A 24,169-nucleotide genomic window follows, 5' to 3' on the forward strand; every position below is an offset into this window, starting at 1 on the left:
CGTGGCGCGACTTTTCCCGCGCCCGCCGTCAAGGGAAAAAGCGCGGGAACTACTCCCCTACCGCCACAATCGCCTACAATCTCGGGATGAATCAACTTACCCTCGTCCTGCCCTTCGCCTTGCCCAATGCCGAACTGGCTGCCGACCTGCTCAAGGTCTTGCAGGCACCCGCCCTGGCGGCCCTGCTGTCACGCACCTCCACTTGCAATTTGGAAACTTTTGACAACGCCAACCGCCTGCTGCCGCACGAAGCGTGGCTGGCGCATGCCTTGACCCTGTCGCCCGCGCCCAACGGCGAGACGGCGCAGGCGGCCTTTGCGGCCCAGGCCATGCGCGGCTACGGCCTGGCGCCGGAACCGGGCGCGCGCTACTTCCTGCTGCAGCCGGCCCACCTGGCCATCGCCCGCAGCCATATCAGCCTGGAAGACTTGCGCCAGCTCAAGCTGAGCGAGGCCGATGGCCGCACGCTGTTCGAGACGGCGCGTCCGTATTTCGACGAAATCGGCCAGCCCCTGGCGTATGGCGACGCGGACACCTGGTTCATGCGCGCCGATCGCTGGAACGACTTGCAGTGCGCCACGCCGGACGCCGCCACCACGCAAGACCTGTCCGTGTGGATGCCGGAAGGCGAGCATGCGCGCGCCGCGCGCCGCCTGCAGAATGAAGTGCAGATGCTGTGGCATGAACATCCCGTCAACGCGGCGCGCGAAGAACGGGGCTTGAAAGCCATCAATTCCTTCTGGATCTGGGGCGGCAGCCTGGCTGCATCTGCGCCTGCGCGCTGCGCGGCCAGCCTGCATACGAAGGACGCGCCCGGCTGGCTGGCCGCGTTGGCGGAACCGGCGCGGCGCGATGCCAGTCCAAGCAGTGTGCTGGCGGACCAGGCCGATGCCATCGTCGTGCTGGGCGGATTGACCGAAGCGGCGCAGGCGCAGGAATGGGGCATGTGGCTGCAACAGTTGCAAGCGCTGGAGGCGGACTGGTTCGCGCCCCTGCTGGCGACCCTCAAGGATGGCCGCCTGGGCCAGTTGCGCCTGGTGCTGAGCCACCGCGACGCCTGGCTGGACTGCACCACTAGCAAGCATGCGCAGCGCAAATTCTGGCGCGCGATTACCCTGAACAAGTTGAAAGCATCATGACCCGTACCCGCATCGCCACCCGTCCCTGCCCTTACCGCGAATCCGAATTGCTGCGCCAGGGCGGCATCCACCCCGTGCTGGCCCGCTTGTATGCGTCGCGCGGCCTGTCCGACGCGAAAGAGCTCTCGATCGAGCCGAAGGACTTGATACCGCCGTCCGGCTTGCTGCACATCGGCGCGGCCGGCGTCTTCCTGGCCGACGCCATTGCCGCCAAGAAACGCATGGTCATCGTGGCCGACTACGATTGCGACGGCGCCACCGCCTGCGCCGTGGCCATCCGCGGCTTGCGCGCCATGGGCGCCGACGTCGACTTCATCGTGCCCAACCGTTTTGAATACGGTTACGGCCTGACGCCGGAAATCGTCGAGCTCACCGCGCGCGAAAAGTCGCCCGACATCATCATCACCGTCGACAACGGCATCGCCAGCATCGACGGCGTGGCCGAGGCCAACCGGCGCGGCATCCAGGTGGTTGTCACCGACCACCATTTGCCGGCCGACACCCTGCCCGACGCAGCCGTCATCGTCAACCCGAACCAGCCCGCCTGCGGTTTCCCCAGTAAACACCTGGCGGGCGTGGGCGTCGTGTTCTACGTCTTGCTGGCCTTGCGCGCCGAGCTGCGCCGGCGCGGCATCTTTGATGCGCAAACGCAACCCAAGCTCGACAACCTGCTCGACCTGGTGGCGCTGGGCACGGTGGCCGACGTGGTGCGCCTCGATACCAACAACCGCATCCTCGTCGCGCAAGGCCTCAAGCGCATGCGCAAGGGCAATATGCATGCGGGCGTGGCCGCCCTGTTCCGCGTGGCGGGCCGCGAAGCGCGCAGCGCCACGCCGTTCGACCTCGGTTTTGCCCTGGGACCGCGCCTGAATGCGGCCGGCCGCCTGCAAGACATGTCCCTGGGCATCGAATGCCTGATCACGGACGACGAAGGCCGCGCCTGGGCGCTGGCCCAGCAACTCAACGACATCAACCTGAAGCGCCGCGAAATCGAGGCAGAAATGCAGGATACGGCCTTGCTGCACCTCGATGCTTTCGAGCCGGCCAACAGCAGCACCATCAGCGTCTTCGATGAATCCTGGCACCAGGGCGTGATCGGCATCGTCGCTTCGCGCCTGAAGGAAAAGTTTTATCGTCCGACCATCACGTTCGCGCCGGGCGCCGACGGCTGGATCAAGGGTTCCGGCCGCTCGATCCCCGGCTTTCACTTGCGCGACGCGCTCGACCTCGTGTCGAAACGGGCGCCCAGCCTGATCGACAAGTTCGGCGGCCACGCCATGGCGGCCGGCTTGACCATCCGCGCCGACGCCTTCGACGCCTTTTCCCAGGCCTTCGAAGCCGTGGGCCAGGCCTGGCTCAGCCAGCAACAGCTGGAACGGGTGGTGGAAACGGACGGCCCGCTGGAAGACGCGTATTACACGACGGCCTTCATCGAGCTGATGGATGAGCAAGTGTGGGGCCAGGGCTTCGCCCCGCCCGTCTTTTGCGACGAATTCCGCGTCGTCAGCCAGCGCATATTAAAAGAGCGCCATTTGAAACTGTTGCTGGAAAAGAACGGCGTGCGCTTCGACGCCATCTGGTTCGGCCACACGGACGCCCTGGGCGAGCGCACGCGGGTCGCCTTCCGGCTCGATGCGAATGAATACAATGGCACGACCAAAGTACAACTCATGGTAGAGCACGCCGAGCCTGTCTGATGGCACCTGCCCAAACCTACTGCGCGTCGCGCTTTGCGGCCGGCGATGCTCACCGTACTGGAAGTACGGTTGCGCTTCTCGACCACAAATCACTGCCGCTCGCTACGGTTTGGTCAGGTGCCGTGAGGTTTGTGGCCTTGTTGCTGTATCTCAAACTTCTGTGGAACAAAGTGATATCAAATCATGGCGATAGCCGACACAGGCCTCCCCCACCTGAAAGCTATCCAGCCCCATGTTGACCGGCCTGAACCACCTCACCCTGTCCGTGCGCGACCTGGCGCGCAGCGTGGCCTTTTACCGCGATACCTTGGGTCTGCACCTGCATGCGCGCTGGGACAGGGGCGCGTATCTGTCGGCCGGGGATTTGTGGCTGTGCCTGTCGCTGGATGGACAGGGCACGGCCGCGCTGACCAGCCCGGCTTACACGCACTACGCGTTTTCCATTTCCACGGAAGACTTCGCCGCCTTTGCCGCCCGCCTGCGCGCCGCCGGCGTGCCCGAATGGCAGCAAAACCGCAGCGCCGGCGATTCCCTGTATTTTCTCGACCCGGACGGCCACCAGCTGGAAGCCCATGCTGGCAGCCTGGCGCAGCGGCTGGCGGCCTGCCGCGCAGCGCCGTATCAGGGCATGGTGTTCGAGGATTGAGACCGGCAAGATCGCATATTTATTAAATTCGTTAGATTCATTAGAAAACGAAAAATGCAAGCGCCGTTGCCGTGAAAAAACACTGTCACGCCTCGGTATGCCCTTGATAACCTTGCTTTTAAGACTTAATCAGCCTGACAAGATTCCATCTATTAATAGGCAAATTTGCCACATTTTATTGCATAAATAAAAATATTGATTGAAAATAGTTAACACTTATTTGGCAAATTCACTAAAATCGATGACGCATCAGGAAATTCCCAATGATGCATGATCAGTTTTGAGGGCAAACCCGTCGAAAGGCGGGGACGCAAAGCCACCGGCCTACCGCGCGCAAGCGCCACGGCAGCGGGGCTGCCAATGCAGGGCCGGGACCGCCAGCACGCGGCGCCAGCCTGGAAGCATTGTCGAGATGTGGCCCTCGCCCAACTCGGAGAGTTTCGCCATGAAAAAAATCATTCCCCCGCATCACCGTCACGGGCGCCTGCTGCTGGGCGCCACAGCCGCCCTCCTGCTGGCCGCTTGCGGCCCCGGCCAGGAGACCTCGACACCGCCTGCCGCCATCGCCACGGCCGCGACACAGTTCGCTGTCGAGGTGCCCGTCGTCCCCGCCGCCGTCGGCGCGCTGGTGGTGCAACCGATGTTCCATGCGGCCCCGGCCCTGCTCGATGCGCCCGACGGGCGCGACAGCACCAACAGCAGCGGCTCGGCCCGCTGGCGGCCGCACTTGCAAAACGTGCCCGGCGCCATGCGGGAAATGACCACGCGCCGCCTGACGGCGCAAAGAATCGCCGCCTCGGAACAGGCGGCACAGGATATCGCCCCCTTGCTGGACGGCGGCGCGGGCGACATCGCCGCGCCCATGGCTGGCAGCAGCGTGGTGGCGACCTATTCTCCCGCGCAAATCCGCGCCGCCTACGACTTGCCCGCCCTGCCGGCGGCCGGCACGGCGCTGACGCCAGCCCAGGCGGCCCAGCTGGGCGCGGGACAGACGATCTACATCGTCGACGCCATGCACAACCCGAATGCGGCGGCCGAACTGGCCATCTTCAACCAGAAATTCGGCTTGCCCGGCTGCACCACCAAGGCTATCGCCACGAATGCCACCCTGCCCCTGCCGCCCGCCCCAGCCAGTGGCTGTGAATTTTCTGTTGTCTACAACACGCCATCGAGCACCATGACGGCCACGGCGCCCGCCTATAACTCGGGCTGGGCCATGGAAATCGCGCTCGACGTGCAGTGGGCGCATGCCACGGCGCCGCTGGCGCGCATCGTGCTGATCGAGGCGCCCGACGCTTCCATCAACAGCCTGCTGGGCGCCGTACGCCTGGCCAACCAAATGGGGCCTGGCGTCGTGTCGATGAGCTTTGGCGCCGCCGAAGGCAACTGGACAGCATCCGTCGACAGCGCTTTCACGGGCAAGAACATGAGCTACCTGGCCGCCACGGGCGATTCGGGCAGCGGCGTGTCCTGGCCGTCCGTGTCGTCCAACGTGCTGGCCGTGGGCGGCACCACGCTCAGCTACAGCGGCAGCGGCGTGCGCAGCGAAACGGCCTGGTCCGGCACGGGCGGCGGCATCAGCGCCTATACGGCACTGCCCGCCTACCAGACGGCCAGCGTGCCTGGCCTGACCAACTTGCTGCGCCGCAACGTGGCCGACGTGGCCTTCAATGCCGACCCCGCCACAGGCCAGTACACGGCCGTGATGACGCCAGGCAGCAGCACCGCCAGCTGGCTCAGCATCGGCGGCACCAGCCTGTCCACGCCGCAATGGGCCGGCCTGGTCGCCATCGCCAACGCCAGCCGCGCGCTGCAGGCGAAGGCGGCGCTCGGCTTGCCGCACAACATCTTGTACGGCCAGATCGCCAGCGTGCCCGGCACCTTCGCCAGCAGCTTTGCCGACATCACGCGCGGCAGCAACGGCACCTGCAGCGTGTGCACGGCCAGGGTCGGCTATGACCCGCTGGGCGGCCTGGGCACGCCGAACGTGAAAAGCCTGCTGGCCGGCCTGTCGGGCACGCAGACCGCCCCCGCCGCGCCCGTGGTGGCGCCGGCCAGCATCAGCGGCGCGGCCGGCAAGCCGCTGTCGTTCACCGTCTCGGCCACCGCTGCCAATCCCCTCAGCTACAGCATGCTGGGCGCGCCGGCCGGCATGAGCATCGCCGCCACGGGCGTGGTCAGCTGGGCCGCCCCCGTCGCGGGCACGTATGCCGTGACCATGGTGGCCAAGGATACCGTCAGCGGCCTCAGTGGCCAGGGCGTGTACGCCATCGTCATTACCCCCGTCGCGCCGCCCGTCGTCGGCGCCGGTGCCATCACGGGCAAGGTTGGCACGGCCCTGGCGTTCAATGTCAGCGTCTCCGCCCCCAATCCCGTCAGCTACACGCTCGCCGGCGCGCCGGCCGGCATGACCATCAGCAGCGCCGGACTGGTGAGCTGGGCCGCGCCCGTGGCCGGCACCTATGTCGTCACCGTGACCGCCACGGACAGCAAGACTGGCCTGAGCGGCAAAGGCATCTATACGGTGGCCATCGCCGCCCCGCTGCCCCCCGTCGTCACGGTGACCAGCGTGAACGGCAAGCCGGGCGTGGCCCTGTCGTTCGCCGCCACGACGGTGGCGCCCAACCCCGTCACCTACAGCCTGTCGGGCGCGCCGTCCGGCATGACCGTCAGTGCCGCCGGCGTCGTCAGCTGGGCCAGCCCCGTGCTGGGCAGCTACAGCGTGACCGTCATCGCCAAAGATACCAGGACGGGCTTGACGGGCCAGGCCGTGGCCACGGTGAAAGTCGCCGCCGCCGGCCCCACGATCAGCGCCGCCGCCATGACGGGCGTGGCCGGCAAGGCCATGAGCGGCAGCATCGTGCTGACGGCACCGGGCGCGAACGCCCTGTGGATCTCCATCATCGGCGCGCCGCTGGGCATGCAGTTTTCCATGAGCGGCATGACCATCACGGCCACCTGGCCGCAACCGGTGGCCGGCAGCTATGCGCTGAAGGTCGTGGCGCTGGACAGTAACGGCTTGACGGCGCAGCTCACCGTGCCCGTCACCGTCACGGCCAGATAAGCGAACGGGGCCCGCCAACGGGGCGCACCGGGACTCCCGTCCTGGTGCGCCCCGTTTTGCATGCGCGCGGCCGTTGCAGCAAATCCAGAAAAGGAGTATAAATAGTCCACATACAGAGTTTTAACGAAGGACTTGCCATGAATCTCGCCTACGCCTACCCCAAGAGCCGCTTCGAGCCGGCCGTGCTCGTCGACCTGAATGCCAAAGCCGAGCGCGAGCGATTGTCGCAGGCGGCCTTGAAAGGGTTTTTCAAGCTGGCCGCCGCCTGGAAGCTGCGCGACGACGATGCGCGCGAATTGCTGGGCGGCCTGTCCAGCAGCGCCTGGTACGAGTGGAAGAAGCACCCGGACCGCGTGCTGGAAGTGGACCGCATCACGCGCATTTCCTATTTGCTGGGCATCTACAAGGCCTTGCACATCCTGTACGGCGACAAGCTGGCCGACGAATGGGTGAGTTTGCCCAACAAGAATCCCATCTTCGGCGGCCGCACGCCCCTGTCGCAGATGCTGGCCGGCGGCTTGCTGGCCATGCAGACGGTGCGCAAGCTGCTCGATGCGCGCCGCGGAGGGCTGTGATCGTGCGAGCCGCCCCGAATGAGCACCTGCCGCCGCTGGCCGCCTTGCGCCAGATCGACACTTGCCGCCTGATTCCCTCGCGCTTCGCCGACATGGAAGACTCCGTGCTGGCGCCTCTGGCCGAGAACGACGATCACCTGCGCGAGCTGTTCGAGCTCGACAACGCGACCAACGCGCGCCTGGTGGCCGAGTACGGCGGCGCGCCAGGAATTGGCGTGGACGAGCTGGTTTTTGGCGTGCCGCACTTTCGCATCATCAACGCCGCCTACACGTATGCCCGCCCGGAAGGGGCGCGCTTCAACGATGGCGAACGGGGCGCCTGGTATTGCGCCTTCGACATGCCAACGGCGCTGGCCGAGATCATTTTCCATAAAACCGTGGAATACCAGGAAATCGACTATTTCGACGACAGCGTCAACTACCAGTCGCTGCTGGCCGATTTTTCCGCCAGTTTCCACGACTTGCGCGGCCAGCAGCGCTACCAGGCTTGCCTGGACCCGGCCAGCTACATCGCCTCGCAAGACCTGGCCGCCATCCTGCTCGAAGCCGGCTCCATGGGCGTGATCTTCCCCAGCGTGCGTCACGCCAGCGGCACCAACCTGGCCTGCTTCCGCCCTGCCCTGGTCGGCAATGTTCGCAAAGGCGCCGCCTATCGGTTAACATGGCGGGGTACGCCGACGCCGCAGGTGGAAGCCTTGCCAGGCAAATAAACCGCGCGCACCGGCACCCGACTCACCGCAACCTGATATTTCGCATGCAAACCAATCCTGAAAAAGACACCGAACTGCGCCTCAAAGTGAACAGCGAAACGGCCCGCCTGGCCTGGAGCGAGCTGGAAAAGCATTTCGCCCAAGGCAACGTCGTCTGGGTCGCCAATGAACTGGACCTGGTCGAAGTGGCCGTGCGCATCTCGCACGACGACAAGGCCACCATCACGCAATGGATGGTCGATGGCAAGGTCGCCAAGGTGTCGGACCAGCAGGCGCTGGACTGGCAGGCAGCCGATGCCGCGCTGTGGGCCGTCGTCGTCAGCCCGTTCATTCTGGTGCAGCAGGAAAAGCCCACCAAACACTGATGCCTACAGGCTGCGCTCGAGCATCAGGCGCAGCGCAACGCTGCCATCGAGGGTCGTCACGCTGTCGCTGCGGCCTTCGCCATCCCCCCAGGATTGCCCCTGCACCTGCTGCTGGTGCAGCAGGTTGGCCGCCGACAGGCGCACGCGCGTTTTCGCGTCCGGCTGCCACAGCGCATACGCGTCGAGGGTGCGCCGCACACCCGCATGGCTGCTGGCGTGCGCATCGAGCCGCGCCAGGCCGCCCGTCTGCACGTTCAGATTGCCGCCCATGCTCATCCCCGGCGAGCGCCGGTAATCGAGTCCCAGGTTGAGCGTGGCCGGCACCTGGCTGGCCAGGCGGTTGCCGGGACCCGGCACGGCGGCGACCTTGGACCAGTTGCGCCCCGCATTGGCGCGCACGTCGACGTCGGGCGCCTGCGCCCACCAGGTCCGCACGGGAAATTTCACATCCAACTCGATGCCGCGCACCGTGGCCGCGCCATTGTTGAACGGGCTGGCCGTCCAGACGCCGTCGTGCAGGACCAGGCGCTGCACGGTGACGTCGCTGATGCGCCGCGTGAATGCCGACAGGCTGGCCACGCCGCTCTTGCCAAAATAGCTTTCATACGCCGCGTCCAGCCCCCACGCCAATTCCGGGCGCAGGTCGGGATTGCCCTGGAAATCGGGATTGTTGGCGCTGTTGCCATTGTTGACGGTATAGCGGCGCGGCACCAGGTTGCGCGTGGTGGGCGCCTTGTAGGTGCGCGCCAGCGCCAGCCGCAGCTGGTCGCGTTCCTGCTGCGGCAACTTCCACAGCAGCTGCGCCACGGGACTCCAGACGCTGGCCCGCGTGCGCACTTCGCGCAAAGTGCGGCCCTCGGTCGCCGTCTGCAAGCCTTCCCAGCGCACGCCCGCATACATTTGCAGCCGGGCCGTCACCTCCCATTCATCCTGCGCATACAGGGCCAGGCGCCGCACGTCGGCCATATAGTCTTCATCGAGCGCATACGGCGCACCGCCAGCAAGATACGTGTCGCGCTGGCGGCGCGACTCGCTGCGGCGTATCAGGCTGCCATCCCAGCCCAGGCTCAGGGCGTGGCCGCCACCGAGCCGGCCCAGGTACTTGCCGCTGCTGTTGACGCTGTCGTCGACGGCGTCGGAAACCACGCCGCGCAGCAGCAGGGGTGCGCCGGCGGCCGCCTCGCCATGGAAAAGATAATCCGTGTCGCGCCGGTTGTGGTTGACGCCCAGCCTGGCCGTCAGCTTGCCCGCCGCCAGCGCGTGCGCCCAGCTCACATCGCTGCGCGCTGAAAACACGCTGGCTTGCGAGGTGGCGCCATTGCGCGGATAGCTGGAGGCCGCCCCCAGCAAGGTCGCTTCGCGCGCCACGCCGTCAAACCCCGTGCGGTACCAGTCCAGCAGGCTTTGCCAGGTGATGGTGTCGCCCTTGTCCAGGGTCCAGTGCAGGCGCGGCGTCAGGCTGGCCTTGTTGACGGACGAAGCATTGCGCGTGCGCGTTGTGCGCTGCGCCAGCAGCGTGCCGGTGGCATCGGCGCTTGTTTCAGTCATCCTTCCCGCCACGTCGTCGGCAGTGCGCTCGAGCGCGCCCGTCAGCGCATAGGCGAAACCGGGCAGCTTGTCCGCCACGCGCAGCGACGCGGCAGGCTGCCAGCGGCCCTCCTGCCGGCCCGCGCCCAGCTTCCCTTCGCGCTCGGCGCCGCTGGCGCCCTTGCGCAAGACCACGTTGATGCTGCCGGCGACGGCCTGCATGCTGTATTCGGCCGTCGCGCTGCGCAAAATCTCGATGCGCTCGATCATCTCGGGTGCGATCGATTCGATGGAAAACCCTGGTGGCGCGGGGTCGCCGTTGATCAGCATCTGCGTGTAGCCGCCCCCCAGGCCCCGCATGCGCACCTCGCCGCCGACGACGGAGACGCCGGGCTGGCGTTTCAACGTCGCGGCCAGGCTGCTGTCGCCATATTGGGCCAGGTCGTCGCGGCTGACGATGATCTTTGCAGCCGTGTCGTCACGCCGCTGCTGTACGCCGCTGGCGGCGGTAATTTCAACCTTTTGCAGCGGCGCATCGTCGGCGCAGGCCGCGGCGGGCAAGAGCAGGAAAAAAAGCGGGGATAAAAGCGAAGGAAAAAGCGGGGAAAACGGGCTGGCGCTGCGCATGATGCCTTTTTCTACACTGCGGGTTGGGAAGCGCAGTGTAGAGGATTTGACAATGCGCAGCAAGCGCATTGTCCAGCCATGCTCAATGCCCGCCGCCCAGATAGGCCGCGATCACCTTCGGATCATTTTTCAGGCTTTCCGCCGGCCCGTGCACGGAAATGCTGCCGTTTTCCAGCACATAGCCGTAATCGGCCACGTTCAGGGCGGCGGCGGCGAATTGTTCGACCAGCAGCATGGTCACGCCTTCCGCCTTCAAGCGCGTGATGATGCGGAAGACTTCTTCCACCAGAATCGGCGCCAGGCCCATCGACGGCTCGTCCAGCAGGATCACTTCCGGGTTCAGCATCACGGCGCGGGCCATGGCCAGCATTTGCTGCTCGCCGCCCGACAAGGTGCCGGCCAGCTGGTCGCGCCGCTCCTTCAGGCGGGGGAACAGTTCCAGCGCCTTGTCCAGGTCGCCCTTGATGTCGCCTTTCGGGCGCGCCCGCGTAAAACGGGGGAAGGCGCCCAGCAGCAGGTTGTCCGTCACCGACATCGAGGCGAACACCCTCCTGCCTTCCGGCGAATGGGCCAGTCCCGCGCGCGCGATGCGGTGCGAATCGAGCCCCGTGACATCCTTGCCGCCCAGGGTGACAGTGCCGGATTTCGGTTTGAGCATGCCGGAAATGGCGCGCATGGTGGTGGTCTTGCCGGCCCCGTTCGAACCGATCAGGGTCACCAGCTTGCCCTTCGGGACGTCGAGCGAAATGCCGTGCAAGACTTCGACTTTGCCGTAGGCGGCGTGCAGATTGTTAATGGTCAGCATGGTCTTCCTCTCAGTACGCCGCTGGCGCCAGGGTTTCGGCGCTGCCGCCCAGGTAGGCTTCGATCACTTTCGGGTCGCTCTGGACAAGCGCGGGCACGCCTTCGGCGATCTTCTGGCCGAAGTCCAGCACCGTCACCACGTCCGACAGGGCCATCACCACGTCCATGTGATGCTCGATCAGGATGATGGTGATGCCGTGCTCGCGGATCTTGCGGATGATGGCCATCAGTTCCTTGATGTCGGGCGCCGTCAGGCCCGCCGCCGGCTCGTCGAGCAGCAGCAGGCGCGGGTTCAGGCCCAGCGCGCGGCCGATTTCCAGCAGCCGCTGCTTGCCGTACGGCAGATTGCGCGCCTCTTCGTTGGCCAGGTCGGCCAGGCCGACGAATTCGAGGATGCTGGCGGCCCGCTCGCGCGCCGCCTTCTCTTCGCGCTTGTAGCGGGGCGTATGCAGCATCACGTCCAGCACGTTCGATTTGAACGTGTTGTGCAAGCCCACCAGCACGTTTTCCGTCGCCGTCATCTCGCCGAACAGCTGCACGTTCTGGAAGGTGCGCGCCACGCCGCCCAGGGCGATTTCGGACGGCGTGCGGCCGGAGATCACCACGCCGGCAAATTCCACCTTGCCCGCCGTCGGCTTGTAGATCCCAGTCAGCACGTTCATCATCGTGCTCTTGCCCGAGCCGTTCGGCCCGATCAAGCCGTGCACGGAACCTTGCGTGACGTTCAAGTCCACCTGGTTCAGCGCTTTCAGGCCGCCGAACTGCATCAGGGCCTGGTCCACGCGCAGCAGGGTCGCGCCCTGCTGCCCGCCCTGGGCGTGGTCGAACGGCGCCACGCCGTGCGAAGCGACGGCCTCCACATGGCGCCGGCCCTTGCCGATAAAGCTCATCAGGAAGCCGACGATGCCGTCCTGCAGGTAGTACACGACAAATAAGGTCATCAGGCCGAAGATGGTCAGGCGCCAGTCGACCATGTTTTCCAGCTTGTACGAATACGCGGCCAGGCCGATGGTGGCCACCAGGGGCACGAGCACGCCGCGCACGGTGGAGCGCTTCTTCGCCAGCATGACGATGGAACCGATCACGCCCAGCACGGCGGCGCCGACGGCGATCTTGCGGAACAATTCGATATCCGACAGCAGGCTGGGCAGCATGACGACGATCAGGGCGCCGATCAGGGCGCCCGAACGCGTCTTGCGTCCGCCCATGATGACGGCCAGCAGGAACAATATCGTCAGCTCGAAGTTGTAGGTATTGGGCGAAATGTATTCTTCCGAATATGCATACAGGCTGCCGGCCAGGCCCGCGAAACCGGCGCTGATGACGAAGGCGTAGACCTTGTAGCGGTACACGGACACGCCCATGCAGTCCGAGGCGATGGGGCTGTCGCGCAAGGCTTCGAACGCCCGGCCCAGGTTCGATTTCAGAATGCGGTGCACCACCACCAGCGAGATCACCAGCAGCGCGGCGACCATGTAGTAGTACTCGACCTCGGAAAGCTTGTGGCCGAACAGGACGGGCTTGTGGATCTTGATGCCCATCGGCCCTTCCGTCAGGAAGCTCATTTCATTGATCAGGATTTGCACGATGGTGCCGAAGGCCAGGGTCACCATCGCCAGGTAGGGCCCAGTCACGCGCAGGGCCGGCAAGGCCAGGATGGCGCCGAAGACGGCCGCGCCCAGGATGCTGGCGGGGATGGCCAGCCAGAACGGCGCGCCCAGCTTGAACACCAGCACGCCCGTGGCGTACGAGCCGATGCCGAACAGTCCCGCGTGGCCCAGCGACACCTGCCCCGTGTAGCCGACGACGATATCGAGACCGAACAGCAGGATGGCATAGATCAATATGGTCTCGGCCAGGTGGATGTAATATGGGTTCGGGATGACGATGGGGAACAGCGCGAGCACGGCCAGTCCCGCCGCGCTCAACGCCAGCATGGTGATTTTCTTGTTCATGTCGTCCTCAGACTTTCTTGATCGCGGCTTTGCCGAACAGGCCGGACGGCTTGATGGCCAGCACCAGCAGCAGAAGCAGCAGGCCTGGCACTTCCTTGTAGCCGGTGGAGATGTAGTAGCCGGTGGTCGTCTCGGCGATGCCCAGGATCAGCCCGCCGACGATGGCGCCCACGCCCGAGGTCAGGCCGCCGATGATGGCCACGGCAAACGCTTTCAAGCCCAGCGAAGCGCCCATAGTCGCTCCCGTCAGGGTCAGCGGCGCCACCAGCACGCCCGCGAACGCTGCCGTGGCCGACGACAGCGCGTAGGAAAACGTGATGACCATGCCCGTGTTGATGCCCATCAAACCGGCCGCGTCGCGGTCGTTGGCCGTCGCCACGACGGCCTTGCCATAGATCGACTTGCGGTTGAATACTTCCACGGCCAGCATGATGGCCAGCGCGCCGACGATGACGGCCACCTGCATCTGCTGCACGTTGGCGCCGAATACCTGGAACGGCGCGGCCGACAGCGGCGACGGGAACATCAGGTCATCCTTGCCCCAGATATTTTCCGCCACGTTCTTGAAAATGATGGCCAGCGCGATGGTCGACATGATCCAGCCGAATTCGGACTTGATCTTGATGGCGGGCCGCACGCCTATCCATTCGACGAATACGCCCTGCAAGGCGCCGAAGACGATGACGATGGGGATCATCAGCAGATAGCTCATGTACGGCCCGCCATGGATGGTGCCCACCAGGGAGAGGCCCACGAGCGCGCCCAGCATCAGGGATTCGCCCTGGCCGAAATTGAGGGTGCCGGAAGTGGCAAAGGTCAGCTGGTAGCCGAAAGCGATGACGGCATAGATCATGCCCAGCGCGATGCCGCTGAAGACGAGCTGCAGGAAGATTTCCATGGTATTCCCCGGAAGACGAAAGATGAAAAAATGGCCAGTCCTGATTCCTCAAGGCTGGCCACTGCGCGGCGACTGTCCGCCAGGCTTATTTCGCGAGGACGACCTTGCCGTCCTTGACTTCGCCAAACACGGTCAGGTCGGCCGTGATCGCTTCATGGTTGGTCTTGCTGAACGGTTTGTTGTAGGTGGTGACGGCGCCTTCCACCTTCTCGTTCAGGTTTTCCAGCGCGGCGCGCACTTTCGGGCCGTCCGTGCCGCCCGCCTGCGTGATGGCCGCGGCCAGCAGGTAGATGGAATCGTAGCCTTGCGCGGCCGAGACGGCCGACGGCATGCGTCCGCCCGATGGCTTGTAGGCGGCCACGTAGGCATCGATGAAGGCCTTGCGCTTCGGCGTGCTGGCGTCCTGGATGAAGGTTTGCGGCATGCGCGTGCCGTTGCCGTTCTTGCCCGCGTTGTCGATGAAGTTACCCATGGCCAGGGTCCAGCTGCCGATCAGCGGCACTTTCCAGCCCAGTTTTTCCATGCCGTTGGCGATCTGCGCCAGTTCCGGGCCGATGCCGTAGGTCAGCACGACTTCCGCCCCCGCCTGCTTGGCTTTCAGCAACTGGGCCGTCATGTCGACGTCCTTGATGTTGTATTTTTCCACGACGACGGGCTTGATGCCCTTCTTGTCGAGCGCCTTTTCCAGGTCTTCGCGGCCCAGTTGGCCATAGTTGGTGGAATCGGCCAGGATCGCCACTTTCTTGAACTTGCGGTTTTCGATCGCCTCGTGCACGATCATGCCGGACTGGATGGTGTCATTGGCCGCATTGCGGAAAATGTAGTTTTCCGGCTGGTCGGCAAATTGCTTGGTGACGATGGAACCCGTCGCCACATTGTTCATGACGGGAATCTTCGCTTCCTGGTAGAAGCGCTGCGAAGCGAGGGCCACGCCCGTGTTGATGTAGCCGACGGTGGCGGCGACCTTTTCCTTGTTGATCAGTTCCTGGGCGATCTGCACGCCGCGTTCGTTCTTCGCTTCGTCATCGCGCTCGATGAGCAGCAGGGAACGACCCAGCACGCCGCCTTTGGCATTGATTTCAGCGACGGCCAGCTTGACGCCGTCGCGCATCGACACGCCCATCGGCGCGGAACCGCCCGTAAACGGTCCGGACACGCCGATCTTGATGGGGTCGGCTGCGACTGCCGCCTGCGAGAAACCCAAAACCAAACTTGCCACGAGCAATTTCTGTTTCAAATTCATTGTCATCTCCTCTGATACAACGTTTTTAATGCCACTTATTTTTATAGTCGTACGCTGGATAACCGCCCCATCGATAAATCATTGTAGGTGAGTAAACATGCACCAGCAACAACTACATATGACGCGTCGCAACATGCGGAAAAGCCGCAATTGCAGGCCTGTTGTCAGTCTTTTGTAAGGAAAATATGGCGCAAATTGACACAGGTGCTACACCATGACACACGATGCATATGTCTGATCTGCGTCAAAAGTATGGTGATGCAATGGTGATATGGTCATTGAACCAGGGTCAACCGTCCATGGCGGCAATCCCTTCCCTACCATGGAGACCCTATGCGCCAGCCCATGACAAGCATCTGCGCCTGCCTGCTGATCGCCGGCATGAGTAGCGCCTGCAAGAACTTCACGCCGGTCGACAAGTTCGCGGGACAGACGGTGGCGATAACGGAAGTATTCAAACCCATGCTGACCCACTCCATGAGCAGTTGCACCAATAATGTACGGCGCAACAGCATCATCACCGACCGCCCCTACGTTGCGCAGGAAACGGAACAGGACCTGCTCCGGCGCTGCAAGGACTATGCGGCGCAGTTGGCGGGCACAGCCGAACTGAACGATGTATTGAAACGCTATGCGGAAGTACTTGCCGCGCTGGCCAACGACAAGCTGGCGAACTACAAGGAGGAGATCGGCGCCCTTGGCGGTTCGCTGGGCGCCTTGCAGCAGTCCGGCGGCACGGCGCCGGTGCTCGACGCCGACCAGCTGGACAAAGTCACACGCCTGAGCGCGCTGATCAGCCAGATTGTCACGCAGCAAAGACAGCAGTCGGGAATCAACGAACTGCTGGCGCGCGAAGACGATATTTATATCATCAGCAATGCGCTGAAAAAATATGCGCAGCAAAACTACCAGGCCAATCTGCACGACGAGAGCCTGACGCTGGCATCCCTGAATCGCTCGCTCGACAACGCTGCCGCCAGGGAACCCGTGACCAGCAACTATCTGAAGGCCAAGCTCTACCTTGACGGGCGGCAGCTGCAGGAGCGTGGCAAGGTCATCGACGCCTATCTTGCCGCCATGACGGAATTGCAAAACAGTCTCAGCACCTTGCGCGCCAAGTCCATGCAAGACCCGGCATTGGAGCGTCAACTGGACACTTTTGCCAAGCAAGTCGATACCCTGCAAAAACAGGCCGCCAATTATTCACCATCCCCCTGGTAGGAGTCGGACATGGGCAACGTTATCGCACTCGATGAAAAACAAACCACGGAAATCGCCGACAAGCTGGCACAGGCCTCGAACCAGGTACTGGAGCTGCGCATCGCGCTGACCGACCGCACGCCGCCGACGCCGTCAGCCGTGCTGCATGATCTCAAGCAATATGAAAGCCACCTGGATCAGATGGTGTCCTTTTTCCGCGCCCACGGCATCTACCTGATCAACCAGAGTGCGCAGCAGGCATTAACCAATGTGAACACGGCCATCGACCAAGGCAGGAAAACCGTGGCCGACATCGGGCACACGCACGCGGCCATCAAGGCGGCGGCAGGCTTGCTGGACCTGGCCGCCGCCCTGCTGTCGCGCAACCCGCTGGCCATTGCCGAGGCTGCAAATAGCCTGCGAACCTGACCTGGCGGACAATCACGGCTCTGCGGCCCTGTGCCCCATCGCGTGCGTGGCCATTTTCAGGTACAGGTTCGCCTGTTCCTCGCTGTGCGCATAGCCCATGCGCCCTTCGCCCAGGGCGACGGATTTCTGCTGCAGCGCTTCCGGGTATTCCAGGTCGCAGGCGGCATCCAGCCAGTGACGTGCCTGTTCCTGATCAGTCTCCTGCAGCATGTTTACCACGATGAACATGGCTGGCGCCACGCCGCGTTGCGCGGCCAGTTCCAGCCAGCGCAACGCGGCGGCGCTGTCCTGCGGGCCGCCCATGCCGTTCTTGTGCATCAAGCCCAGGTAATACGCTGCAGGACCGCCGCCCTGCCCCGCCGCGTGCTCGAACAGGGCGCGCGCCTGCGGCTGGCTCGCCTCGCCCGCGCGCATCAAGACCTTGCCCTGGGCCGTGAGGTCCGGCCCTGCCGATGCCAGCGGCGATACGGCCAGGGCGACGGCAAACACCCATGCCTTCATTTCGACAGGTCGAGCTGATACAGCGCAAAGCCCTTGCCGACGCCATCATCAAGCTTCAACTGCGTGACGTTATCGATGCCGGCCGCCTTCGCCAGCTCGATCACGTTCGGCGCCGAATGGAAGACCACCGGGCCTTGCGTGGCAACCTTGGCAAAGCGCCAGCTGCGCGCCGAGCCGTTTTTCGCGCGCGTCAGGTTTTTCTGCTGCGTGACATAGGCGATCAGCAGTTCGCGGTTGTTGTCGGGCGAGGCCACCACCGTCTTGCTGCCGTCGAGGCCAGGGAAATTGCCGCCACCGCTGGCGCGGTAGTTATTCGTCGCAATCAAAAATTCCTGGCCCGCGTCCACCGGCTTGCCCTGGTACGTCAGGCCCTGGATGCGACGGCCCGGCGGCTGCGTGACGTCGATCTGGTAGCGCACGTCCGCGCTGGTGATGGCGTCGAAGTTGTAGCTCGGATGGGCCGTGTTGACCAATTCCTGCGCTTCCAGTTTGTTCGGATCGATGGTATTGAAGCGCTGCGCCGACTGTTCCAGCCAGGCTTTCAGCTCCGCGCCATTCATCTTCACGCCGTACAGCGCGTTCGGATACAAATACAGGTCGGCCGCGTTGTTCAGCGCCACGTTACCCGCCTTAACGTCCGTGTAGTCGGACACGCCGGCCGAGCCGCTCTTGAACGGCGACGACATCGACAGCACGGGCAGATTGGCATATTGCGGCAGGTTCGCCTTCACGTAGGCGGCCAGGTAGCCCGATTGCGCCTGGTTCACCACTTCGATGGCGCTGACGTCGCCCACGTCGGCAAAATACGTCGACATGCGGAAATCCGTGGCGCCGACCGGTGTCTGCACGTAGGCGATCGTCGCTGCGTGCTCCTCGGCCACCAGTGCGGCGATGGCTGCGTCGGGCTGGACGTAACTCTTGTCCGCGTTCTGGATGCCGCGCGCTTCCACCGTCGTGGCGCTCTTGTCGACCACCCACTGCTTGCCGTCGTGGCGCAGGCGCAGACCGATCACGCCCAGGTGCTTGCCCCACAAATTGGCCATCACGGTGGGCACGCCATTGACCAGCCCTTTGACCTTGTCGACGCCGGGCAAATTAAACTGCGGCACCGTGCTGGCCGCGTTCGGGAACAGCTGGTGCGAGTGGCCGATCAGCATGGCGTCCACGCCCGGCACTTGCGACAGGTAGTAATTGCCATTTTCCATGGTAGGCGAATACGGGCTGTCATCGAGGCCGCCGTGCGAAATGGCCACCACCAGTTCGGCGCCCCTGGCGCGCATCTCGGGGATGAATTTTTCCGCCGTCTCGCGCACGCCCTGCGTGTAGACCCGGCCTTCCAGCCAGCGCTTATCCCAGGCCATGATGGTGGGCGGCGCAAAGCTGATGATGCCCACCTTCACGGTGCTCGTCACCGGTTTGCCATCGGGGCCGGTCGCCGTGATCTGCTTGTCGATGATGTGATATGGCGCAAACAGGGGCTGGCCCGTCTTGACGCTGTAGACGTTGGCCAGCACTTGCGGGAATGCGGGACCGGCGCAGCGCGGTTTGCTGGCGTCGACGCTGTCGACGTCGAAGCGGTTGCCCGTCACCTGGCTCAAAAACGCCAGGCCGTAGTTGAATTCGTGGTTGCCGATGCCGCCGCCGTCCACTTTCAGCAAATTCATGGCCTTGTAGATGGCCAGGGTCTGGTCGCAAGCCAGCGGCTTGACCAATGCCTGGTAGTCGGCCAGGGCCGTGCCCTGGATGGTGTCGCCGTTGTCGAGCAAGAGATTGTTCGGGAATTCGGCACGCGCCTGGGCGATCAAGGCCGCCGTGCGTTCCAGGCCGATCGACGGTTCCGCCTGCAGCTTGTAGTAATCATAACTGAGCACATTCGCGTGCAAGTCCGTCGTCTCCAGCAGGGCCAGGGTGGCGCTGCTGCCGGCCGGCGCGGCCGATGGCGACCGGACGGGTCCCGTGGCGGTGGGCGGCAAGGCGCCGCAGCCGGCCAGCAGCAGCGGTAACAGGGCGAGACGGGGAAGTTGAAGCATGATGTACTCCTGTGGAAAGACAATATCGCCAGCATCATACGCAGCACGGCAGCCCCTATCAAGGCAAAATATTGTCGCAAATACAGCAAAATCGTCATTTTATTGCCCCGTGCGGCAGCAATTGCGCCGCGGCGGCAGCGGAAACGCGCCGCGCTCGCGTATAATTCAGGGTTTGATTTCACCATAGAAGACCAGAACATTATGGAAGCCGAACGCATCAATATCATCTCCGCCCTGCTCAACGACCTGACGGTCCGCGAAGCCGAACTTCGGAGGTATCTTTGACTTCACTGTCAAGTCGGAGAAACTAGAGCAAGTCAACGAAGAGCTGGAAGATCCCACCGTCTGGAACGATCCGAAGCGCGCCCAGGACCTCGGTAAAGAGAAGAAGGCGCTGGAAGCCATCGTCTTCACGCTCGCCAAGGCCGATGCCGACCTGCGCGACACCCGCGACCTGTTCGACATGGCCCGCGAAGAAGGCGACGACGAGACGCTCGAAGCGATCGAGCAGGACGTGCAGGAAATCCGCAAGGTCATCGAAAGCATGGAATTCCGCCGGATGTTCAACAATCCGATGGACCCGAACAACTGCTTCATCGACATCCAGGCCGGCGCCGGCGGCACGGAAGCCCAGGACTGGGCCTCGATGTTGCTGCGCCAGTACCTGCGCTATTGCGAACGCAAGGGCTTCAAGGTCGAAATCCTGGAGCAGTCCGACGGCGAGGTCGCCGGCATCAAGACGGCCACCCTGAAGGTCGAGGGCGATCACGCCTACGGCTTCCTGCGCACGGAAACGGGCGTGCACCGACTGGTGCGCAAGTCGCCATTCGACTCGGCCAACGGCCGCCACACCTCGTTTACGTCGCTGTTCGTGTATCCGGAAGTCGACGATTCGATCGAAATCGACGTCAACCCGGCCGATATCCGCGTCGACACCTACCGCGCGTCGGGCGCCGGTGGTCAGCACATCAACAAGACCGACTCCGCCGTCCGCATGACCCATGCGCCGACCGGCATCGTGGTGCAGTGCCAGAACGACCGTTCGCAGCACCGCAATCGCGCCGAAGCGATGGAAATGCTGAAAGCGAAGCTGTACGAGCATGAACTGCGCAAGCGCATGAGCGAGCAGCAGAAGCTGGAAGACTCGAAGACGGACGTGGGCTGGGGTCACCAGATCCGCTCCTACGTGCTGGACCAGTCCCGCATCAAGGACTTGCGCACCGGTTTCGAGACGGGCAATACCAAGGGCGTGCTCGATGGCGACATCGACGACTTCATCTCCGCCTCGCTCAAGCAAGGCGTGTAAGGATGAACGCATCTGCTCCGGTGCAGCGCGCCTTCCTGTTCGACATGGATGGCACGATCGTCGACAACATGGCCTTCCACACGACGTCGTGGCTGGCGTTCTTTGAACGCCACGGCCATGCGCTGGACGCGGATGCATTCTTCCGCGACACGGCGGGACGGCAGGGGCACGAAATCATCGCCAAGTACCTGGGCGCGGATGCCGACCACGTCACCCTGCTGGCGGAAAAGGAAGTCGTCTACCGCGAACTGTATGGCCCGCACCTGGCCACGGTGCTTGGCTTCGACCGGCTGATCGCCAGCGCGCGCCAGGCTGGCGTCGGGCTGGTGGTGGGCACGGCAGCGCCGGACGAGAACATCGCGTTCACACTCGATGGCCTGGACCTGCGCCACCGCTTCGACGCCATCGTCGGCGCCGCCGACGTGGAACGGGGCAAGCCGCACCCGGACGTTTTCCTGAAAGGCGCGCTGCTGGCCGGCGCGCTGCCGCAAGACTGCATCGTCTTCGAAGACGCGCCCCTGGGCGTGGAAGCGGCGCGCCGCGCCGGCATGCGCGTCGTGGTGCTCACCACCACCCTGCCGGCCGAGGCGTTTTCCGCCTTCGACAACGTCATTGCCATCGTGCCGGATTTCTCCGCACTCGACGTCGACGCACTGTTTGCCAGCGTGGCGCCAGCGCTGGCGCCACATCATCAATAATCACCAACGAAGAACACCATGACTACGGATATCCAAGAACAAGCCGCCGCCCCCGATGAAAACAAGATCATCGCCGAGCGCCGCGTCAAGCTGGCAGCACTGCGCGAACAAGGCGTCGCCTTCCCGAACGATTTCCGCCCCGAGCACAAGGCGGCCCACCTGCACGCGCAATACGGCGGCAAAACGCGCGAAGAGCTGGAAGCCGAACCTGTCACCGTGGTGCTGGCTGGCCGCATGATGCTCAAGCGCGAAGCGGGCAAGAAAGCCGCTTTCGCCACCCTGCAAGACGCCTCCGGCCCGAAGGCCGACGGCCGCATCCAGATCTACGCCACCTTGGACCTGACCGGCGAAGCGGCCATGGCCGCCCTGCACCACTATGACCTGGGCGATATCCTGGGCGTGACGGGCACCCTGTTCAAGACCAAGACGGACGAACTGACCATCAAGGTCACGGAACTGCGCCTGATCACCAAGTCGCTGCGCCCGCTGCCGGACAAATTCCACGGCCTGGCCGACCAGGAAACGAAGTACCGCCAGCGCTACGTCGACCTGATCATGAACGAAGAGACACGCCGCACCTTCAAGGCGCGTACCGCCGCCATCTCGTCGATCCGCCGCTTCATGGAAAAGAACGAGTTCATGGAAGTGGAAACGCCGATGCTGCACACGATCCCGGGCGGCGCCGCGGCAAAACCGTTCATCACGCACCACAATGCGCTGGACATGCAGATGTTCCTGCGCATCGCGCCCGAGCTGTACCTGAAGCGCCTGGTCGTGGGCGGCTTCGACCGCGTGTTCGAGATCAACCGCAACTTCCGCAACGAAGGCGTGTCGATCCGTCACAACCCCGAATTCACGATGATGGAATTCTACGCGGCCTACACCGACTACAAATGGCTGATGGACTTCACGGAAGCCGTCATCCGCCAGGCCGCCATCGATGCGCACGGCACCGCCACCCTGACCTACGGCGGCCGCGAACTGGATCTGGCAAAACCGTTCCATCGCCTGACCATCGTCGAAGCGATCAACAAATATGCTCCAGGCTACACCGCCGAGCAGTTGAACGATGCCGAATTCATCAAGGAAGAGCTGAAAAAATTCGGCGTCAAGCCATTCGCCACGGCCGGCCTGGGCGCGCTGCAACTGGCGCTGTTCGAAGAAACGGCTGAAGCGCAGCTGTGGGAACCGACCTATATCATCGACTACCCGGTCGAAGTGTCGCCACTGGCGCGCGCTTCCGACACGGTGGCCGGCATCACGGAACGCTTCGAGCTGTTCATGGTGGGCCGCGAAATCGCCAACGGCTTCTCCGAGTTGAACGACGCGGAAGACCAGTCGGCCCGCTTCCTGGCGCAAGTCGCCGCCAAGGACGCCGGCGATGAAGAGGCGATGTTCTACGACGCCGACTACATCCGCGCGCTGGAATACGGCATGCCGCCAGCCGGCGGCTGCGGCATCGGCATCGACCGCCTGATGATGATCATCACGGATTCGTCGAACATCCGCGACGTGCTGCTGTTCCCTCACCTGCGCCGCGAAGAGTGATGAACACCTGAAAAATCTACTGCGCGTCGCGATTTGCGGCCTGCGATGCTCACTGCCTCGGCGGCCCCGTGCCTAGCACAGTTGCGCTTCTTAGCCGTAACTCCCATCCGCTCGCTACGATTTTTCAGGCGTTCGATGCTTCAAGGCAAAAAAAAGCCGCCTGGTCTCGCGATCAGGCGGTTTTTTTACGCCTGCCGCAGTCCGTCAGCCGGCCAGGGTTACGCGCTGGTGGCTGCGGCTGGCCTGCTGCGCCGCCAATGCGGTGGCGAGCGCGCGCATGCCGTCGTCGCCGGTGGCGGCAGGCTGCCCTTCGCCGCGCATGGCGCGCTGGAAGGCGCGTACCGAGCGCACGTACAGGTTTTCATGCTCGACGTAGATGTCGACGCTGCCGCTGTCGCGCGTCAGGGTAATGCTGCCGACGGGGCGCTGCGTCATCACGCCGGTGGCAAAGATGGTGCCCTTGGTGCCGATGATTTCCACGCCGGACAGCGAATGCGGCGCGTTGAACGCGTCGTGCACCTGCACCAGGGTGCCGTTGTCGAACTCGATGACGGCCATCAGGCCCTCTTCCAGCCCGGCCACCGTCATGCCGCCGCTGGTGGCGCAGGCTGTGACGTGGCGCGGCTCCGCATCCAGCAGGAAGCGCAGGGTGTCGACGTCGTGCACGAACATGTCGAGCGTGACGCCGCCCGACTCCGGCGCGTCCAGGCGCCAGCCGCGCAGGTGCTGCGGCAGGTTATTCGCGTGCAGCACACGGCAATACAGGGGCTGGCCGATCTCGCCGGCGCGTATCAGCTCGCGTACCTTGCCGTGGCTGGCGGCGTTGCGCAGGTGGTGGTTAATCCCCAGCACCACGCCCGCTTCGGCGCAGCCGTCGACCATGCGGCGGGCGTCGTCCAGGTTCAGCGCCAGCGGCTTTTCGCACAGCACGTGCTTGCCGGCGCGCGCCGCCTGCAAGGTCTGCGCCATGTGCCATTCGTTGGTGGTGCTGATGTACACGGCGTCCGCGCCCGGATGCGCCAGCGCCGCATCGAGGTCCGTATAGCTGGCGGCGATGCCGAACTGCTCGGCAAAGGCGGCGCCGCGCGCGGCGTCCCGGCTGACCACGGCCAGCACCTCAGCATCGCCCTGCTGGCGGATCGCGTCGACCATCCATTCGCGCGCCACGGTGCTGGCGCCGACCAGTATCCATCCGATTTTCTTCATT

General features: G+C 64.1%; 21 protein-coding genes and 1 riboswitch. Of the genes, 13 read left to right on the plus strand and 8 right to left on the minus strand.

Annotation, left to right across the window (positions count from 1 at the left end; genetic code table 11):
• The first annotated feature begins 86 nt into the window (after nucleotides 1-86).
• From O0881_RS04920 to O0881_RS04950, 7 genes are all read left to right on the plus strand, one after another.
• Nucleotides 87-1,139, plus strand: coding sequence for a hypothetical protein (locus O0881_RS04920; protein ID WP_289910415.1), 1,053 nt, complete (start codon nucleotides 87-89; stop codon nucleotides 1,137-1,139).
• A complete protein-coding gene (gene recJ, locus O0881_RS04925) occupies nucleotides 1,136-2,836 on the plus strand; it encodes a single-stranded-DNA-specific exonuclease RecJ (protein ID WP_289910416.1) in 1,701 nt (566 codons plus the stop codon). The genes O0881_RS04920 and recJ overlap by 4 nt, the downstream gene beginning before the upstream one ends.
• A 232-nt stretch (nucleotides 2,837-3,068) precedes the next feature.
• Nucleotides 3,069-3,482, plus strand: coding sequence for a fosfomycin resistance glutathione transferase (gene fos, locus O0881_RS04930; protein ID WP_289910417.1), 414 nt, complete (start codon nucleotides 3,069-3,071; stop codon nucleotides 3,480-3,482).
• Nucleotides 3,483-3,757: 275 nt separating this feature from the next.
• A riboswitch (cyclic di-GMP riboswitch) is annotated at nucleotides 3,758-3,844 on the plus strand.
• A gap of 83 nt (nucleotides 3,845-3,927) precedes the next feature.
• The gene (locus O0881_RS04935; protein WP_289910418.1) at nucleotides 3,928-6,546 is read left to right on the plus strand and encodes a S53 family peptidase; all 2,619 of its coding nucleotides are present in this window, start codon (nucleotides 3,928-3,930) and stop codon (nucleotides 6,544-6,546) included.
• Nucleotides 6,547-6,683: 137 nt separating this feature from the next.
• Nucleotides 6,684-7,121 (plus strand): MbcA/ParS/Xre antitoxin family protein, encoded by a 438-nt coding sequence (locus O0881_RS04940; protein ID WP_071076812.1) that lies wholly within the window; start codon nucleotides 6,684-6,686, stop codon nucleotides 7,119-7,121.
• Nucleotides 7,122-7,123: 2 nt separating this feature from the next.
• A complete protein-coding gene (locus tag O0881_RS04945; RefSeq protein WP_289910419.1) occupies nucleotides 7,124-7,831 on the plus strand; it encodes an RES family NAD+ phosphorylase in 708 nt (235 codons plus the stop codon).
• 44 nt (nucleotides 7,832-7,875) lie between these two features.
• Nucleotides 7,876-8,196 (plus strand): DUF2288 domain-containing protein, encoded by a 321-nt coding sequence (locus O0881_RS04950; RefSeq protein ID WP_251348370.1) that lies wholly within the window; start codon nucleotides 7,876-7,878, stop codon nucleotides 8,194-8,196.
• Nucleotides 8,197-8,199: 3 nt separating this feature from the next.
• On the opposite strand, the gene O0881_RS04955 is transcribed toward O0881_RS04950, so the two are convergent.
• The 5 genes from O0881_RS04955 to O0881_RS04975 form a co-directional block, all read right to left on the minus strand.
• Nucleotides 8,200-10,350, minus strand: coding sequence for a TonB-dependent receptor (locus O0881_RS04955; RefSeq protein WP_289910420.1), 2,151 nt, complete (start codon nucleotides 10,348-10,350; stop codon nucleotides 8,200-8,202).
• A gap of 82 nt (nucleotides 10,351-10,432) precedes the next feature.
• The gene (locus O0881_RS04960) at nucleotides 10,433-11,155 is read right to left on the minus strand and encodes an ABC transporter ATP-binding protein (protein WP_099667581.1); all 723 of its coding nucleotides are present in this window, start codon (nucleotides 11,153-11,155) and stop codon (nucleotides 10,433-10,435) included.
• 10 nt (nucleotides 11,156-11,165) lie between these two features.
• Complete coding sequence (locus tag O0881_RS04965; RefSeq protein ID WP_289910421.1) at nucleotides 11,166-13,109, minus strand: branched-chain amino acid ABC transporter ATP-binding protein/permease; 1,944 nt, start codon at nucleotides 13,107-13,109, stop codon at nucleotides 11,166-11,168.
• 7 nt (nucleotides 13,110-13,116) lie between these two features.
• On the minus strand, nucleotides 13,117-14,007 hold the full coding sequence (locus tag O0881_RS04970; RefSeq protein ID WP_034782923.1) for a branched-chain amino acid ABC transporter permease: 891 nt from the start codon (nucleotides 14,005-14,007) through the stop codon (nucleotides 13,117-13,119).
• An 85-nt stretch (nucleotides 14,008-14,092) separates the two neighbouring features.
• Nucleotides 14,093-15,250 (minus strand): ABC transporter substrate-binding protein, encoded by a 1,158-nt coding sequence (locus tag O0881_RS04975; RefSeq protein ID WP_046682990.1) that lies wholly within the window; start codon nucleotides 15,248-15,250, stop codon nucleotides 14,093-14,095.
• Nucleotides 15,251-15,583: 333 nt separating this feature from the next.
• Between O0881_RS04975 and O0881_RS04980 the strand changes: the two genes are divergently transcribed.
• Both O0881_RS04980 and O0881_RS04985 read left to right on the plus strand, forming a co-directional pair.
• Nucleotides 15,584-16,471: a hypothetical protein gene (locus O0881_RS04980; RefSeq protein WP_289910422.1), complete on the plus strand. Its 888-nt coding sequence runs from the start codon at nucleotides 15,584-15,586 to the stop codon at nucleotides 16,469-16,471.
• A 9-nt stretch (nucleotides 16,472-16,480) separates the two neighbouring features.
• Nucleotides 16,481-16,879 carry a hypothetical protein gene (locus tag O0881_RS04985; protein ID WP_289910423.1) on the plus strand — a complete coding sequence of 133 codons (399 nt, stop codon included), beginning with the start codon at nucleotides 16,481-16,483 and terminating at the stop codon, nucleotides 16,877-16,879.
• A 12-nt stretch (nucleotides 16,880-16,891) separates the two neighbouring features.
• Here the strand turns inward: O0881_RS04985 and O0881_RS04990 are convergent, their stop codons facing one another.
• Nucleotides 16,892-17,368, minus strand: a complete 477-nt coding sequence (locus tag O0881_RS04990; RefSeq protein ID WP_289910424.1) for a hypothetical protein — start codon at nucleotides 17,366-17,368, stop codon at nucleotides 16,892-16,894.
• Nucleotides 17,369-17,376: 8 nt separating this feature from the next.
• On the minus strand, nucleotides 17,377-19,410 hold the full coding sequence (locus tag O0881_RS04995) for a bifunctional 2',3'-cyclic-nucleotide 2'-phosphodiesterase/3'-nucleotidase (RefSeq protein ID WP_289910425.1): 2,034 nt from the start codon (nucleotides 19,408-19,410) through the stop codon (nucleotides 17,377-17,379).
• On the opposite strand from O0881_RS04995, the gene O0881_RS05000 reads away from it, so the two are divergent.
• The 4 genes from O0881_RS05000 (at nucleotide 19,402) to lysS (ending at nucleotide 22,962) form a co-directional block, all read left to right on the plus strand.
• Nucleotides 19,402-19,695, plus strand: a complete 294-nt coding sequence (locus O0881_RS05000; RefSeq protein ID WP_289911488.1) for a hypothetical protein — start codon at nucleotides 19,402-19,404, stop codon at nucleotides 19,693-19,695. The genes O0881_RS04995 and O0881_RS05000 overlap by 9 nt on opposite strands.
• Nucleotides 19,612-20,716 (plus strand): peptide chain release factor 2 gene (gene prfB / locus O0881_RS05005; RefSeq protein ID WP_139143151.1). Its coding sequence is split into 2 segments (ribosomal slippage): nucleotides 19,612-19,692 and nucleotides 19,694-20,716, totalling 1,104 coding nucleotides; the frame shifts between segments, so codons are not numbered across the junction. Before O0881_RS05000 ends, prfB begins: the two co-directional genes overlap by 84 nt.
• Nucleotides 20,717-20,718: 2 nt before the next feature.
• Nucleotides 20,719-21,414, plus strand: coding sequence for an HAD family phosphatase (locus O0881_RS05010; RefSeq protein WP_289910426.1), 696 nt, complete (start codon nucleotides 20,719-20,721; stop codon nucleotides 21,412-21,414).
• 18 nt (nucleotides 21,415-21,432) lie between these two features.
• Nucleotides 21,433-22,962, plus strand: a complete 1,530-nt coding sequence (lysS, locus tag O0881_RS05015) for a lysine--tRNA ligase (RefSeq protein ID WP_289910429.1) — start codon at nucleotides 21,433-21,435, stop codon at nucleotides 22,960-22,962.
• A 204-nt stretch (nucleotides 22,963-23,166) separates the two neighbouring features.
• Here the strand turns inward: lysS and O0881_RS05020 are convergent, their stop codons facing one another.
• Nucleotides 23,167-24,168 (minus strand): Gfo/Idh/MocA family oxidoreductase, encoded by a 1,002-nt coding sequence (locus O0881_RS05020; protein WP_289910431.1) that lies wholly within the window; start codon nucleotides 24,166-24,168, stop codon nucleotides 23,167-23,169.
• Nucleotide 24,169 lies beyond the last annotated feature (1 nt).

The sequence above is a fragment of the Janthinobacterium sp. SUN100 genome (assembly GCF_030397705.1).
Classification (GTDB): domain Bacteria; phylum Pseudomonadota; class Gammaproteobacteria; order Burkholderiales; family Burkholderiaceae_D; genus Janthinobacterium; species Janthinobacterium kumbetense.

Bases quoted from the DNA above. Each gene is read 5' to 3' on its own strand.
- O0881_RS04950 (WP_251348370.1), top strand. From the start codon at position 7,876: ATGCAAACCAATCCTGAAAAAGACACCGAACTGCGCCTCAAAGTGAAC.
- O0881_RS04960 (WP_099667581.1), bottom strand. From the start codon at position 11,155: ATGCTGACCATTAACAATCTGCACGCCGCCTACGGCAAAGTCGAAGTC.
- recJ (WP_289910416.1), top strand. From the start codon at position 1,136: ATGACCCGTACCCGCATCGCCACCCGTCCCTGCCCTTACCGCGAATCC.
- O0881_RS04985 (WP_289910423.1), top strand. From the start codon at position 16,481: ATGGGCAACGTTATCGCACTCGATGAAAAACAAACCACGGAAATCGCC.
- O0881_RS04975 (WP_046682990.1), bottom strand. From the start codon at position 15,250: ATGAATTTGAAACAGAAATTGCTCGTGGCAAGTTTGGTTTTGGGTTTC.
- O0881_RS04980 (WP_289910422.1), top strand. From the start codon at position 15,584: ATGCGCCAGCCCATGACAAGCATCTGCGCCTGCCTGCTGATCGCCGGC.
- O0881_RS04920 (WP_289910415.1), top strand. From the start codon at position 87: ATGAATCAACTTACCCTCGTCCTGCCCTTCGCCTTGCCCAATGCCGAA.
- O0881_RS04940 (WP_071076812.1), top strand. From the start codon at position 6,684: ATGAATCTCGCCTACGCCTACCCCAAGAGCCGCTTCGAGCCGGCCGTG.
- O0881_RS05020 (WP_289910431.1), bottom strand. From the start codon at position 24,168: ATGAAGAAAATCGGATGGATACTGGTCGGCGCCAGCACCGTGGCGCGC.
- O0881_RS04965 (WP_289910421.1), bottom strand. From the start codon at position 13,109: ATGAACAAGAAAATCACCATGCTGGCGTTGAGCGCGGCGGGACTGGCC.
- O0881_RS05010 (WP_289910426.1), top strand. From the start codon at position 20,719: ATGAACGCATCTGCTCCGGTGCAGCGCGCCTTCCTGTTCGACATGGAT.
- O0881_RS04955 (WP_289910420.1), bottom strand. From the start codon at position 10,350: ATGCGCAGCGCCAGCCCGTTTTCCCCGCTTTTTCCTTCGCTTTTATCC.
- lysS (WP_289910429.1), top strand. From the start codon at position 21,433: ATGACTACGGATATCCAAGAACAAGCCGCCGCCCCCGATGAAAACAAG.
- O0881_RS04995 (WP_289910425.1), bottom strand. From the start codon at position 19,410: ATGCTTCAACTTCCCCGTCTCGCCCTGTTACCGCTGCTGCTGGCCGGC.
- O0881_RS04935 (WP_289910418.1), top strand. From the start codon at position 3,928: ATGAAAAAAATCATTCCCCCGCATCACCGTCACGGGCGCCTGCTGCTG.
- fos (WP_289910417.1), top strand. From the start codon at position 3,069: ATGTTGACCGGCCTGAACCACCTCACCCTGTCCGTGCGCGACCTGGCG.
- O0881_RS04970 (WP_034782923.1), bottom strand. From the start codon at position 14,007: ATGGAAATCTTCCTGCAGCTCGTCTTCAGCGGCATCGCGCTGGGCATG.